The organism is Streptomyces sp. NBC_01116 (assembly GCF_041435495.1).
GTDB lineage: Bacteria > Actinomycetota > Actinomycetes > Streptomycetales > Streptomycetaceae > Streptomyces.
The window spans coordinates 17,590-31,516 of sequence record NZ_CP108644.1 but is presented as its reverse complement, the minus strand read 5'-3'; the positions used below and the strand labels follow the sequence as shown (position 1 = coordinate 31,516).

Genomic DNA, 13,927 nt, shown 5'->3' with positions numbered 1-13,927 from the left:
CAGGCCCCCGCGACGACGATGCGCCGTGCGGCGCCGGTCCCTGTTGCGGCGCGGGTTGTGACGTTTGACCGGCTCACGAGGTGCTGGTACTCCGGCTTCGCGGCCGCGTGTAGGGGCGGTGGTGCTGTTCGGCGAGGTGGTCGAGGCGGATCGCGTCGAGGGTGGTTTTGGTGATCCGTTCGGTGCCGTCGATGAGGGCGGTGATGGCGGCCTGGCGGATGAGGCGGGCGAGGCTGCCGAGGCGGCCGGCGGTGCGCTCGTGCAAGTAGGGAGCCAGCTTGGGGAGGGTCCCGGGCCGGTGGTGGCGCAGGTCGAGCGCGCTTTCCATCGCGGTGATGAGATCGCGGAAGGGCTCTTCGTTAACGCTGGGAGGGGGGTTTGTTGGTGTGCGGCGGGGCGGCTGGTCTGGGGTGTTGCTGGTTCGCTGAGAGGTGGGATTGGCGGTCTTGGCAGCTGGGTCGGCGTATCTGAGCTGGGGTTATGTGTTCTGCGCTGAGGGCAGCTGGGTGTGTTGTAGGTAGTTCTAGCGTGTAAAGGCCCGATTGGTGTTTGTGCTGGTCAGAGCCTTTTGCCTGGCTGCCAGGTGTGCCTATCGGCCTCGGCGCGGGCGGTGTTGGGTTTCGGCGAGGTGGTCGAGGCGGATGGTGTCGAGGGTGGTTTTGGTGATGCGTTCGGTGCCGTCGTGGATGGCGGTGATGGCGGCTTGGCGGATGAGTCGGGTGAGGGATCCGATGCGGCCTGCGGTGCGCTGGTGGAGGTAGGGGGTGTGGCGGGGGAGGGTGCCGGGTTTGTGCTGCTGGAGGTCGAGGTGGTTTTCGATGTCGGTGATGACGTCGCGGAAGGGTTCACGCTTGCCGTGGCGGGCGGAGAGGGGGCCGCAGTCGACGAGGGTGGCGCGTCCGGCGAGTTGGGCGCCGCGGGTGCCGGTGAACAGGGGGGTGTCGGTGACGTTGATGCCGGCGTAGACGAATGTCGCGGGGAGGCGTTCGCTGAGGTCTTTCAGAAGGTCGGCGGTTTGGGCGCCGGTGGTGGTGCGGGGGTTGAGGCGGTGGATCTCGTCGATCATCACCAGCTGGATGCCGGCTTGGGTGTAGGTGTGGCAGACGGCTTCGGTGATCTGGGTCTGGGTCATGCGCGCGGTTACGGGGATGCCGAGGTAGCGGGCGAATTCGGTGATGAGGGTTTTCGCGGTGGCGCCGGGCGGGACCAGAACATACGCGACGGGTACCGCGGCGTGTGCTGATCCCGGTGGCGGTGGGTTTTTGCGTGTGTGGGCGAGGTGGCAGGTACGTCCGACGTTCAGGAGGGCGGTGGTTTTCCCGGCTGCGGCGGGTCCGGTGACGATCAGTGAGGGCCGTGCGGTGGTCTGCTGATGGCGTCCGAGGATCATCAGGGTGCGGACTTGGGTGGCCAGGGTGTGGATGGCGGGGGTGCGGATGGTGACGAAGCTGGAGTGGTAGGCCAGGCGTTCCTCCGTACTGCGGGGCCGGTCGCCGGGCCGGGGAGGGACGACGGGGTCGGCGGTGGCGAAGCGGTGCCAGCCCTGCCAGGTGGTCAGCGGCCAGGACAATTCGGCCCCGCCGCTGTCGCCGGCTGGTGTGCTGCTCGCGTTTGGCGGGCTCGGGTTCACCACTTGTCGGCTTCCTCGTGCGCGTTGTAGAGCCCGAATCCGGCGGCCGGGGCAGGGCTGACGTCGTCGTCGGGCAGGTCATCGAGGTCGTCGATGCAGTCGTCGTTGCCTTCGTTGCCTTGCTGCGCCAAGTTGTCGGCGGGTGCTTCGGTGCGGTGGTCCTCATCGCGGGCTTCGGGGAGCGGGAGGTGAGCGGTGCGGGCGAGGAGTGCCTGCTCTGTTGTGGTGGCGTGGCCGCTGTGGACGCGGCGCATGAGCTGGTCGAGGGCGTCGGCGAGGCCGGCTTCGTGCTGCTCGGCGTCGCTGTGGTTGCCGTCAACGGCCTGGGTGCGGATGTGCTGCCAGGTGCGTTCGTCGAAGGGCCGGTGGACGTGGTCGCGGTGGATCCACGGAATCTCGGTGAGTTCACCGTCGGGGAGGCGGACCCAGATCTGGCGCACGTCGTGGGGGTTGTAGTGGATCTCCCATTTCCCGCCGCGGCCGGCGACGGGGGATGCCTGGCCGCGGTGCGGGGCGAGGAGGTCCGCGTCGTAGGTGCGGTGGTGGATGGTGATGCCGCCGGGGGTGATGGCCTGCCAGCGCACGGGGAGCAGTTCGAGGTAGTCGCGCCCGGTCAACGGGACGGGCACATAGGCGGCGACGGCGACGAGCGCGGCCCACATCTCGTTCGGCGTGAGTGCCTTCCTGGGCATCATCGGGTGGCGCAGCCCTTCGTGGGGCCGGTGGTGGTAGTGCACCAGCCACTCATCGAGGAGGTCCTGCAGCTGGGCGACGCTGTAGCAGGCGTCTTTCTCGGTGTCGGGGCCGCGGCGGGTGACGTCGGAGCCGGTGTAGCCGGGCAGGTGCTGGCAGAACAGGGCGTTGATGGAGCCGAAGGTGCGCTCGACGATGCCCTTCGCGGTGGGGGCGCGGGGCGGGGCCGGCTGGACACTGATGCCGAGGCTCTCGCAGGCGGCGGTGAACGCGACGGAGACGAAGACTTTGCCACGGTCGACGACGATCGTCTCGGGCAGGACGACCGGCCGGGCCGCCGCACCGGCAAGACGCTCATCCAGCGTGACCAGCCGCTGGTGGGGGAGTGCGCGGGCGTGGTCCATGCGCAGGATGTCCGGCCAGGTTGGCCTGGCCGGGTGCGGGACCGCCATCTCCGCGAGCAGCAGGGCCGCGTCGACGGCTTTGGTCGCGCTGGGGCACAGCACGGCGGCCAGGATGGCGCGGGTGGCGACGTCGACGGCGATGGTCAGCTCGGGCCGGGCCAGGCGCCCGTCGTCGAAGAGGGCCAGGACATCCAGGCGGGTGGTGTCGATCTGGACCTGCTCGCCCGGCCGCAGCGCCGTGGCAGGGGCGAAGGCCCGCCCCTCGACACTCGCGGGCACCTGCCGCACCGGACCACTGGGCAGTTCGCCGGGGCGGGCGAGGGAGGTGACGAGCCGGTACAGCGTCGCCTGGGACGGCACGGGCACCGCGCCGGGGCCATGCTGATCTTCGAGGATCTGGTTGATGAGCGGGAACAGGCCGTTGATGGTGCCTTTGGAGCGCCCGCGCCGACGGCGCAGCGCTTCACGGACGGCGGCGACGACCCGTTCGTCGGACCGCCCGGTAGGGCTGGAGGCACGAGTGGTGCGGTGGTCCAAGAGCCCCCACAGTCCCTGCTTGCGATAAGCGAGCCGCATGCGCTGCACCGTGGTGCGCGAGATACGGCCGAACCCGAGCGCGGTCAGCTCCTCGGCCTTGGCCTGCTCCCGCTCGGCCAGCGTGTGCCGCTCTGGGTCGTACTGCTCCCGCACCGCTCCAGCACTGCCGGGCCCGCCGGCAAGGCCGCATTCGACTTCCCTCACGTGCCGCTGCCAGGCCAGAGCCTTCTCCCGCGCCGCGGCGGGGGCGGTCTCGAACAGCCCCCACTGCGGGACCGCCTGCGGCACATCGGCCCCGATGACGCTGAAGCCGGGATCGGCGAACAGGTACCCGGCGAGCACCGCCTCGCCACCGCCGCCCGGGCCGACGAGGTGAATGGTCTGCCCGGACAGGGCGACCACCTGCCACTTCACACCGCGGAACCGGACCTGCGCCCCGACCTTCACCGATGGCCGGGCATTGCGCCGCGCGGTCACCGAGCCCCTCCCGCCATGCCCGGCCCCGGGCCACTCCAGCCCGCAGGACCGACCAGGACACGTTCATGCAGCGGCGCCTCCAGGGCTGCCGTCACCCGCCCGTGCCACACGGCGTGGAAGACCACCGGCAGGACCTCGATCGGGTCACCGGCCGCTTCGGCACCTTCGATCAGCGGCCGCGGCCGCGCGAACGCCTCCACCACCGCGGGCATGAGGCCGGTGCGGCCGGCGTTGCGGGGGTGGCGGTAGCCGGCCAGCCATTTCAGATTGGCGGCCCGGACGTCGTCGAGCGGCGCAAGGCGCCGGTAGGTCCAGCCGATCTCCTCACACGCCGCGCTCACCGCTTCGGCGGCCTTCACCGCCCGGTCGCCGCCGGCCTCCGGGTGGCTGGGGCAGTCGGCCAGCAGACCCGTGCCGTCGCGGTACCGGGCGAACAGCTGCGGCACCCAGGAACGCACCCGGCCCCGCTCCTCGCGCCACAACACGCGTACCGGACGCCCCGCGAGCCCGGTCACATCGGGGTCGCGGTCCAGGACCATCAGCTGGGTACGCATCGCGTTCGAACCCGCGGCCACGTGCCGCCCGGTGGTTGCCGACCACCACAGACCCGGCCCCCAGCGGCGCCCCGGGATCACCGGGAACGCCGACACCGGTCGCAACTCCTCGAATCCCACGGTCATGGCGGCATCCGCCCACCGCTGCTGAACCGGCTGCCCCACCGGATCGAGGAACATCGCCTCGAACCCGCTCCCACGATCCACGGCCACTCGCCTCGCCCGGCCCCCGGGCCGGGCGGCCTCTCCTGTGCTGATCACCCGCGTCAGCCAAGCCGCTCCCGCCGACAAGCATCGTCGTTTTCAGGGTTTCTGCCACAAACGAGTGCTGTATCAGCTAACAGGCGATGCGCCCGGGCCCACCTTGATCTCAGCCGTCCTCTTCCTGCCCGCCTGCCGTCAGCATCCTTCTCAGTGTCCCGGGGGACATATCCGCCCACCGGGCCACCTCCTCCAACGGCACCCCGCCGTTCACCGCCGCCACCGCGGTCCGCTTCCAGGCCGCCTCGACCAGACCGGCACTGTGACCGAGGCCTTGCAGCAGCTGCCGGGCGACCTCGGCGGTCGGCCCGCTCTGCACGCCGCGCAGCTGCAGCAACTGCTCCTCGGCACTGCCGATGAGACTGCCGATCCGCATCCGCTGCTCGGCCGGCACCACCGCCCGCCACATCGTCCCCGAACCGGGTGCCTTCTTCTCCTTGCCCAGCACCCGCAACTGCCCCGCCATCGTCACCGGCTGATGCTCCCGGCGCAGCCACCAGGGGTCGTTGTCATATCCGGGAGGCCCACCGGCCCCGCGGCGCAGCCGGATCACGCTGCCCATCCACGCGATCAGCGGACCGCCATGATCCGCCGCAACCAGCGGCCCCAGCCAGCCCCGGCCTACCCGCTCACCGAGCCGACGGCAGAACAACCCGTCGACGGGCAACGCTTGCGGCCGCCCGGCACCGCTGTCCACCCACACCAGCTCGGCCATGCCCGGATCCAGCAATGCGTCGGCTACGGCCACCACCTCGGGAAAGACCACCGCGTCCCGCCCCACGATCCGCCACCACTCCAGATCACCCCCGGCATCACCGCCCGCGACCCGATGCAACCGCCACGGCCAGACCTTCTCCCGCTCCCAATGCAGCGCCTGCTCCCACCACCGGGCCACCACCGCCTGCGCCAGCGCGAACACCCTCTCCGGCTCGGCCCCCGCCCGCACCGCACGCCGCACCACCCCCGCCCACCGCCGCTGCGCCGCGCCCACCTCCGGCAGACGCCGCACGTCCAGATACTCGTGAGGCTGGTCGGCATCCGCATCAAGGAGCCACCGCCCGTGCCGGACACACACACGGTCCCACCGCGAGGCGTACAGCACCGACCGCCCAGCCGCCCCCGTACGCCGGGCCGTGCACAGACGACAGCCGAACGCCACCGGCCCGGCAACCGCACCACCGATCCGCCACGCCGCCACCGGCTCCCCGGCATCCGCGGCCGGCAGCCTGGCATCCTCCCGCCCCCAGGACGGCAACGCCCGCGCCAGCACACCGTCCTCGACGCCGCACAGGCCTGCCAGGAGCCGCCGCCCCGCCGTGTTCAACAACACCTCGGCGTCTGCCCGCGCGCCCCCTCCGTCGTGCCGAGGCTGGTGGCTGCGCCACTTCCAGCAGGACCGCAACGCCGTTGCTTCGAGACCGTAGCGGCCGGCGATGCGGCAGATCAGCGACGACGTCGTCTCTCCGTGCAGGGGAGCGGTACGCAGAAGGCCGGGAGGAAGGATCACTCCACCACGGTCTCGTGTCCGCCGATCAAGGAGGGCGTCTTCGCGGCAGTTCCTTCCATCCTGCGGCCGTCCTTGGCTCACTTCCTCAGGGCCGCAGCTGCCCCTTCCTGAAGCCAACGGCCGCAACGCGACGGGAGATTAGCCCGTTCGAGCACACCGTGATGATCCGATCGCACTAAGCTACGCCTGTGGTGGTTGGTGAAGACGCTCAGGTGAAGGGCTTCTCGGGGGCTCGAAGAGCCAAGCAGTGGCTCGAGGGCACGATGCGCATCTTCGGTGCGTACGCGAACACGGACTCGGAGTCCTGCGGCCGTCGGCTGACCCTCGCCTGGCCGTACGGAGGTCGGACCTTCTCCTTCGATCTGGGCGGCGCCATGCGCGGCGATCCCTACCAGAACGACATGTTCTGCGCCGAGGTCAAGAACTACGCCCAACCCAGCGACCAGGGCACGCAGTTCGACGAGTTCCTCGCCAAGTGCTATGTCGCCGCCCAGGCCCAGCACCATCTCAGCGACCACTTCATGTGGATCACCTGGGCACCGTTCCGGGCGAACTCCTGGTCCACCCTCAACTCACCTGACCAGGTGGAGAGCGCAGTCCTTCAGCACAGCAGCCGCGTTTTCGGCACCAGCGACCCCGCGGAAGCCCGAAAAATCCTGGACAGCGAACTCGCCCAGTCGGTCGCCGCACGCCTGTGGCTGATCGTCCTTTCGGACAAGCAGGAAACCCTCCTGCCGCTCAAGGACTGGGCAGCCATCGTCGCCGCCGAACTCACCCGCAGAGAGGGCTCGTGGTGAACCTCGTCGAACAGTCGATTGCCCAGGCCATGGACGAGCCCGACGACCGGATGATGTTCACCCAGGTCAAGGACATCGTCGCCCGGCACCTGCGCCGCATGGACCCCGGCGCCACCGTCACCAAAACCGAATTCTTCAACCACACCCACGTCCCCGACATGGTCCTGGAATGGCCCGGCAGACCCCGCACACCCCGCCGGTTCATCTACCTGCGCACCACATCGGACCAGCGCGAACTCGAGGACGACCTGCAACGTCTTCCCCGTGCAGACCGGCCGGTGCTTCTCGCGCTCGGTCAACTGCCCTCCACGCGGCAACGAGGAGACCTCCCCCCGCTACCCGGCAGCAGCACGTCGCTCCTCCTCGACGCTTCCGCGCTCGGCGCCCTCCAGCCGGCCGACGACTCTCCCGGCATCCCTCAGCTGGTGTCTCGCTCCGTCCTCGAAGGCGGCCGCGGCACCCTCGACAGACCGGCCACCGAGGAATTCCTGAATACGGTCGTCCAGGGAGCGGAAGCCGCCCGCGCGGGAGAACGCGTTCCCACCCGCGATGCTGTCGACGCCCTCACCGCACGCATGACCACCGACGTCGCCGACCGGATGTCAGCCTTCCTCGCCGCGCTCTGGCACTACTCGCCACCCGATGCCAGGGCAGAGCCGTCCCAGACACGGACGGCTACATTGCCGTGGCGGGCAACCACTATCTGGTGGGCCCGTGGGGCGCGCGACGCAGTCTCACTGTCGAGCTCTCCGAAACAGAGGTGACGATCCGCAGTAGCGGTTACCACACCGGCGGATTCCACGTCGTGACCTATGCCCGCAGTTGGGCAACAGGCATCCATCACACCCTCCCGCAGTCTCACACCGTGACCGGGCTCGGGAGCAGCCGCAGCCGTGAGGAGGCCGGGCCGTAGCTGCCGGCATGACGGGACGCCGCCTCCGCGCGGGGTTTCCACATCCGGCTGCCCTTTCCGCTGGCTCGGCTTCTGCAGGCTGAGTGGCCACGGCGTGCTGTGAGCGTGCAGCAGGCCGAGTAGGGCTAGCTACGGAGTCCCAGAAGCGCGTGCTGTGGTCAGTCGAATCAGCGCTGTGGGTGAGGAGGTGTTGTTGGTGGGGGTGGAGGGTGTGCCAGCGGGCGCGTTGCTGGGCGATCCAGCGGTGGAGTGCGTCGGGGAGGGGCGTGCTTCCGTTGATCGCGGTGCGGTATTGCTGGTAGGTGCGGTGCCAGGTATAGGGCCAGGGCGGGTTCCACCACGGGTCCAGGCTGGCGAGGGCGGCTGCGGTGGTGGCGGAGAGGGTGCCGGCGCGAGCGTTGCGGCGTTGGCGGCTCAGCCATGTGCCGAGGGGGAAGCCGTCTTGTCGGGTGTGTTTGTCCGGGGTGAGGTGGCCGTGCTGGACGGCGTAGGCGCGTGCGTGGTCGAGTCCGGGGCTGACGGGGTAGGAGCGTGTGGCCGGGGCGGGGCGTTCGCCTACAGGAGTGTGGGGTGTGATGCCGAGGGCGGTCAGGAGATCCTGCTGGCCGGGGTGGAGATGCTCCCAGGACTCCTGCTGGACACGGATCCAGCGGTAAAGGCCTCGGGGGTGGTTCGTGGGCGTTACGCCGTCGGCACCCGCAGCTGCCGTGCACAGGCGGTGGTAGGCCTGCTGCCACTGCAGGGGCCAGGCCGGATTCCACCACGGATCGATCATGGCCAGGGCTTTGGCCCGGGCAGAGGAGAGGCGCCCCTGATGGGCGCGCCGTCGTTGCCAAGCCAGCCACTTTCCCAACCGGAACCCGTTGAGGATGGTGCTGGTGGGAGCGGCGATGTGGCCGTATCGGGCGGCGTAAGTGCGGGCGTGTGCGAGCGCGGTGTCCAAAAGATCGGGCTCGGTGGAGGGAGCCGGTGGCTGGGCGGCGCGGGCTGTTTCGGCGGTGATGCCGATCCTGGCCAGCAGATGATGCTGTTCGGGGTGGAGCGTGCCGTAGCCGGCGCACTGACGCCTCAGCCAGCCGGCCAGCTCCTCCTCAAGGTCCGCAATGCTCGTACTACCGCCGTCGTCGACTGCGTACGCGGACTCTGACCGCTTCCGCACGCGACTCCAATTGCGTTGCCACTCCAAGGACCAGGTCGGACTCCACCAGGGGTCGAGCGCCGCCAGGAGCGTACTGACTGGCCACGTACCGCCCGTACCGCGATGGTGCTCCCGCGCCTTGCGGCGCTGTTCGCTCAGCCACCGGCCCAACGGAAACCCCTCGCAATACGCACTCCGGGGAATGGCGAGGTGGCCGTGCTGGGCGGCGTAGGTGCGCGCGTGGGCCAGCCCGGGGGCCGTACCGCAGAGCTGCGCGATGACCTCGTGGGGGCGAACAGCGGCGGTTTCGGCGGTGATGCCGATCTCCGCCAGCAGATGCTGCTGCGGCGGACGCAACTGCTTGTAGCCGATGCACTGTACAGACAGCCACGTGGCCCAGCCGTCACTGCCGTCCGGCCAGTGCCCTCCCGCAGCCGCCTGGCGCCGGTCTCGGACATGAGCGCGGATCCGGTGCCAGGTCCGCTGCCACGCCAAGGGCCACGGCGGGTTCCACCACACGTCGATCTCGTCGAGTACCTGCAGGTGCGGGCCGGCTTCGTCCTGACGGCGACCGAGGGAACGCTGGGCATTGAGCCACTGCCCCAGCGGAAATCCCTGGTAAGAGATGTTCTTGGTGGCCAGAGCAAGGCATCCGTGCTCGGCGACGAAGGCGCGCGCACGGACAAGAGCCGTATCGATGCCCGCTGTCCGGCTCGTTCGGCGTGGGCGTGCGCTGGCGGCCGCCTGGGCCGTGATGCCGATGACGGCCAGCAGACGGCGCTGCTCAGGATGGAGTGAGTCGTAGTCGGTGCACTGCAGATACAGCCACTCCCCAGTCAGCACGTGGGTGGCGGGGAAGCCATCGGCGGCGGTGAGGGGGCCGTGGCGCCTGGCGTGATCGCGGGCGCGGTAGTAGGAGCGCTGCCACTTCACCGACCAGGGGATGTTCCACCACGGATCCACATCCTTCAGGGCGGCGGCCTTCTCTTCCGGCAGGGCCAGGGCATGGGTCTGCTGGTTGTGCACCCATTTTCCCAGGGCGAAGGAGCCGACGCGGGTGTCGCGTTGGGTGGCGAGGTGGCCGTGCTGGGCGGCGTAGGTGCGCGCGTGGGCCAGGCCGGTGGCGAAGGCGCTCTCGGCGTGCACGCTGTGGCCCCGAAGCCGTTTCTGAGCCGGCAGGCCCTCTGTGCCTGCGGTCTGCCGATGCTGGTAACCCGCCAGAGCGTCGGCGAGAGGCCGGGGCCGGAACGCCAAGGGGACCTGCCACAGCCGCTGTTCGTCGTCTACACCGCCGCCCTTGGTACGGATGCACTGGTACGCCCAGGCAAACAGCGGTCCGTGGGTACAGGCGGCAAGACGCTCGGTGAGCCACGGCCGCCACAAGCGATGGCCTAGCTCGCAGGGCACGCAGGGCACATCAGCTAACCGGTAGGGCAGGTGACCACCACCGCCAGCAGCGACACGGAGCCGCCAGGCCGGGCTGGCCAGAAGCGTTGCGAGGGCGACGGCCTCGGGATAGGTGACCAGATCCCGCCCCAGGATCCGCCACCGCTGCGGATCCTCGCCCGCGGGCATGGCCGCATCCAGCCGCATCGGCCACAGGTGCTCCTCAGGCCACTGCTGGGCCCACCACCAGGCTGTGACCGCCTCAGCGACCTCGAACGCCGAACCAGCGACGGGGGAGCGGCGCAGCAGCTTCCGGTGATCCTCCTGGGCCTGGACCACCTCCGGGCATCCGGCCAGCTCGACGACACGGCCCCCGCTGCCAGGCACGCTCATCAACCAGTACCGGTGGCGTAGGCAGACTCGTTGGTGCGCCGCCAGGTACACCCGGGCCGGTGCAACGCGACCGGTCCGCGCAGCCACACAGCCCGGGCACGCCGGACCCCAGGCAGCAACCGTCTCCACCCCGTTGTGGAGCCGCGCCGTCGGCCTCTCTTTCGAGGGGCCCAGCGGCTCCTCTCGCATCCAGGCTGGCAACGCGCGGCCTAGATCCACCTGCGGCACCCGAGACAGCGCTGCGACCCGGTCCCGGGCCGCAGCGTTCAAGAACACCTCACTGTCGCCCTGCAGAGCCCCGGCCACGCCTTGGCGGCCGGCCACTTCGGTAACCGACGACAGCAGACTCCGCACTGACAGGCCGTACCTGTCCGCGATCCGCTCCAGGAACGACAGCGTCATCTCACCTTGCAGAGGAGCCACCCGAAAGGCGCCCGCGGCCAGCAACAGCTTCCCCACCCCCGTCGCTTGTGACAGCTATCGTGCTTCGGCTCAACAGTGTGATCCGGCTACCCGACCACAACAGGCAGTGCCGGGCCCGCGGCCGGTGTCCGGTCAGTAGTCGAGGTCGAGGTAGTCGATGTCGTTGAGGGTGACGTCGGAGAGACCTGCCGCTCGGTCTCCGCCGTCTTGGAAGTAGATCTCTTTGAAGCCTTCGGCGATGATGCCGCGCATCTCCTGCTCGCTGACTCCGGATTCACGGGCGTCGAAGAGGCGTTGTGCGTACGTCGCGGGGAGGTGCACGGTGAGTCGCCGGAATCGTCCGTCGTCGGTGGTGCCGACCGGCGCGGTGTAGCCGAACCGGGCCCGGGTTTCCACGGTGATCCCGCCTGTGGCGGCGGCTTGCTTCTGCCGACGCTTGCGGACCATGGGCTGCCAGCGCTGCCGTACGGCGTCATCGATCTTCGCGGCGACGTCGGCGCGGGCGTGCTTGCGGGCGCCGCGCCGGTAGCGGTTGACGGAGTCGGCGGTGACGCCGAGCTCCGCCGCGACGGCCTTGGCGCTGCCCATCTGCTTGAGCAGGTAGCCGATCTGGCCCTTGAGGGTCTTGGGCGGGTCCTTGGTGAAGCTCTCGCGGTCGGCACGCTCGATGGCGTCCTCGATCTCCCCCACGGCTTACTTCCCTTCGTCCAGGACGGCGTCGTGGCCGTCACCCTTGATGTGGCGGGCCGGGTTGAGGCCCTTCTCCATCAGGTCGACCGCCCAGGACATCTCCTGGACGCCCTCCAGCTTCGCCAGGCCCGGCGTGGGGCCCAGGCGGAAGGCTCCGGGCTGCGGCTTGCCGGACGCCGCGTAGGGGAGGAAGTCGAGGGGGCTGGCGCTGGGGGCCGGGTAGACGACGCAGTCCGACAGCACGGCCAGCGGGTACATGCCGGTCATCTTCGCCATGTTCGCCAGCTTGCGGTGCATGTTGACCCGCGCCTTGCTGATGACGGCGGCCCGGATGTCGGGGCGCCAGGTCGGGCGCATCATGGCCGGCCACGGCTCGCCGTCCTTGTGGCCCTTGCCCTGCGGGTTCTCGAACAGCTTCCCGATGCCGCCCTTGATGGTGCCCTTGATCGCGGCGAGCACAGCGGTCAGCACCGGGTCGACCTGCTTGTGCTCCTCCATCGCGGCCAGGAACTGGGCGTCGGTGAGGTCCTTGGTGACGCCCATGTCGGCGAGGGTGTCGACGTAGGCGGCCTTGAGCCGGTCGTGCCACGGGTCCAGGTACGCCCCGGTCTCGCGCCGCAGGTACGCCTCCAGGATCTCCACGTTGTAGCCGAGCTCCTGGGCGTAGGCGACGGTGTGCGTCTGGTACCAGGCCGGTCCCGACGGGCGCTCGCCGTCCGGTGTGAACGGCGAGGGCAGGCGCTCGTCGATCTCCACGTGGGAGAGGTCGACCAGCCAGGACCCGGGAATCTTCGGGTTGAACTTCGGGGCCACGAAGTGGTCGGGGGCGGACAGGCCGACGTTGAGCCGGGCCGCGGCCGCGAGGAACGCCGTGTTGAGGTCGAGGCCCACCGCGTACGGGAGCAGGCACTCCTCATCGGACAGGGTGTCCACCGACCGCACCCACTGGTACGCCTCCTCCTTGAGGAAGCCGCCCTTCCAGCCGATGTTGAAGACGGCCGGGTGCTCGATCTGGCCCTCCGGCGGGGCCGGGTCCATCGGCTCCGTGCCCAGGCTGCCGGGGTTGTGGCCGGACACCCAGTTGCCGGTCTCCTCGTCGCGTACCGGGCGGGTCGGCGGGCGCAGCGCGGTCATCAGCTCCAGGCCGGACACGGCGGTACTGCCGCGCGGGGTGCTGACCCGCTGGGCGTAGATGCCGAGGACCTGGGCGATGGCGGCCGGGTCCATGTCGGCGACGCCGGGCCAGGAGCGGGTGTCGAGGGCGTCCCAGGGCAGGATCGCGAGCTGCACGCACTGGCGCTGGGCGCCGGTGGCCTTGCGGTAGATCCGGGCCCACGGGCCGAACCCGCGTTGGGTGAGCTGCCACTTGGCCTTGACGATCTGCTTGACGACCGGGTGGTCCTCCTCCAGGCGCAGCCCGCGGCGGTCCTCCAGGCGCTCGGGCAGCCCGAGCTTCACGGCGGCCGCCGTGGTCAGGACGATCAGCGGGTCGGCGTCCTTGCCGTTGCGGTGCAGCTTCGGCGCACCGAGGCCGGCCTCGCGCAGCGTCCACTCCACCAGCTCCACGACCGTGGTCGCCGGGCAGTCCAGCATGATGCCGTCGACGCCGTACGCGGAACCGTCGCCGTCCAGCACGGCGAGCGGGCCGTTGGGGAAGCGGGGGTCCACCGCGGGCTTCGCGGCCTTCTTCGCGGCCGGGCGGCGCGACGACGTCGCCGGACGTGCTGCCGGGCGCTCCGGCGCAGCCGGGGCGGCAGGTGCCTGGGCCGGTGCAACGGCCTCCGGCTCGGGTACCTCAGACGCGACCGAGCCGGTGAACGTCTCCGGCACCGGCTGCGGCGCGGCGACCTGAGCAGGATCGGCGTGGGCGGGGTACTTCGCCGCCCAGCCGTTCAGCAGCCGCTGGTACGCCGACAGCCGCGGCTCCTTGGGCTCGCTCCTGCCGTTCTCGTAGTTCTTCACCGTCTGCACGGTCGATTTCAAGGCGGTCGCGAGCCGGGCCTGGGTGATCCCGGCGGCCTCACGCAGCCGGGCGCGCTCCGCCGGGGGCGGCAGCTGCGGCTCCTCCGCCAGCAACGCGTCGACGGACGCGAACAGTTCTTCCTCGGATGCCATGGGTGGGTC

The 13,927-nt window shown here is 70.3% G+C and carries 9 protein-coding genes and 1 pseudogene; 2 read left to right on the top strand and 8 right to left on the bottom strand.

Features of this window, described 5'->3' with window-relative positions; genetic code table 11:
• Positions 1-73: 73 nt before the first annotated feature.
• The 5 genes and pseudogenes from OG245_RS00090 to OG245_RS00070 form a co-directional block, all read right to left on the bottom strand.
• Positions 74-361: pseudogene (locus OG245_RS00090) on the bottom strand (ATP/GTP-binding protein); the annotation flags it as partial.
• Positions 362-589: 228 nt separating this feature from the next.
• On the bottom strand, positions 590-1,633 hold the full coding sequence (locus tag OG245_RS00085) for a TniB family NTP-binding protein (RefSeq protein WP_371621475.1): 1,044 nt from the start codon (positions 1,631-1,633) through the stop codon (positions 590-592).
• Entirely contained in the window at positions 1,627-3,741 is a 2,115-nt protein-coding gene (locus tag OG245_RS00080) for a Mu transposase C-terminal domain-containing protein (RefSeq protein ID WP_371621474.1), read from the bottom strand. The genes OG245_RS00085 and OG245_RS00080 overlap by 7 nt, the downstream gene beginning before the upstream one ends.
• Positions 3,738-4,475 carry a TnsA-like heteromeric transposase endonuclease subunit gene (locus tag OG245_RS00075; protein ID WP_371627762.1) on the bottom strand — a complete coding sequence of 246 codons (738 nt, stop codon included), beginning with the start codon at positions 4,473-4,475 and terminating at the stop codon, positions 3,738-3,740. The genes OG245_RS00080 and OG245_RS00075 overlap by 4 nt, the downstream gene beginning before the upstream one ends.
• Before the next feature lie 190 nt (positions 4,476-4,665).
• Positions 4,666-6,063 (bottom strand): DNA-binding protein, encoded by a 1,398-nt coding sequence (locus OG245_RS00070; protein ID WP_371621473.1) that lies wholly within the window; start codon positions 6,061-6,063, stop codon positions 4,666-4,668.
• 188 nt (positions 6,064-6,251) lie between these two features.
• Between OG245_RS00070 and OG245_RS00065 the strand changes: the two genes are divergently transcribed.
• Together OG245_RS00065 and OG245_RS00060 are read left to right on the top strand one after the other, a co-directional pair.
• Positions 6,252-6,860 carry a hypothetical protein gene (locus OG245_RS00065; protein WP_358728159.1) on the top strand — a complete coding sequence of 203 codons (609 nt, stop codon included), beginning with the start codon at positions 6,252-6,254 and terminating at the stop codon, positions 6,858-6,860.
• Positions 6,854-7,624, top strand: coding sequence for a hypothetical protein (locus tag OG245_RS00060; protein WP_371621472.1), 771 nt, complete (start codon positions 6,854-6,856; stop codon positions 7,622-7,624). Before OG245_RS00065 ends, OG245_RS00060 begins: the two co-directional genes overlap by 7 nt.
• Here OG245_RS00060 and OG245_RS00055 read toward each other — a convergent pair.
• From OG245_RS00055 to OG245_RS00045, 3 genes are all read right to left on the bottom strand, one after another.
• Entirely contained in the window at positions 7,595-11,113 is a 3,519-nt protein-coding gene (locus OG245_RS00055; protein WP_371627761.1) for a Helicase associated domain protein, read from the bottom strand. The genes OG245_RS00060 and OG245_RS00055 overlap by 30 nt on opposite strands.
• A gap of 132 nt (positions 11,114-11,245) precedes the next feature.
• Entirely contained in the window at positions 11,246-11,803 is a 558-nt protein-coding gene (locus OG245_RS00050; RefSeq protein WP_371621471.1) for an XRE family transcriptional regulator, read from the bottom strand.
• A 3-nt stretch (positions 11,804-11,806) separates the two neighbouring features.
• Positions 11,807-13,918: a helix-turn-helix domain-containing protein gene (locus OG245_RS00045; protein WP_371621470.1), complete on the bottom strand. Its 2,112-nt coding sequence runs from the start codon at positions 13,916-13,918 to the stop codon at positions 11,807-11,809.
• Between the last annotated feature and the right edge of the window lie 9 nt (positions 13,919-13,927).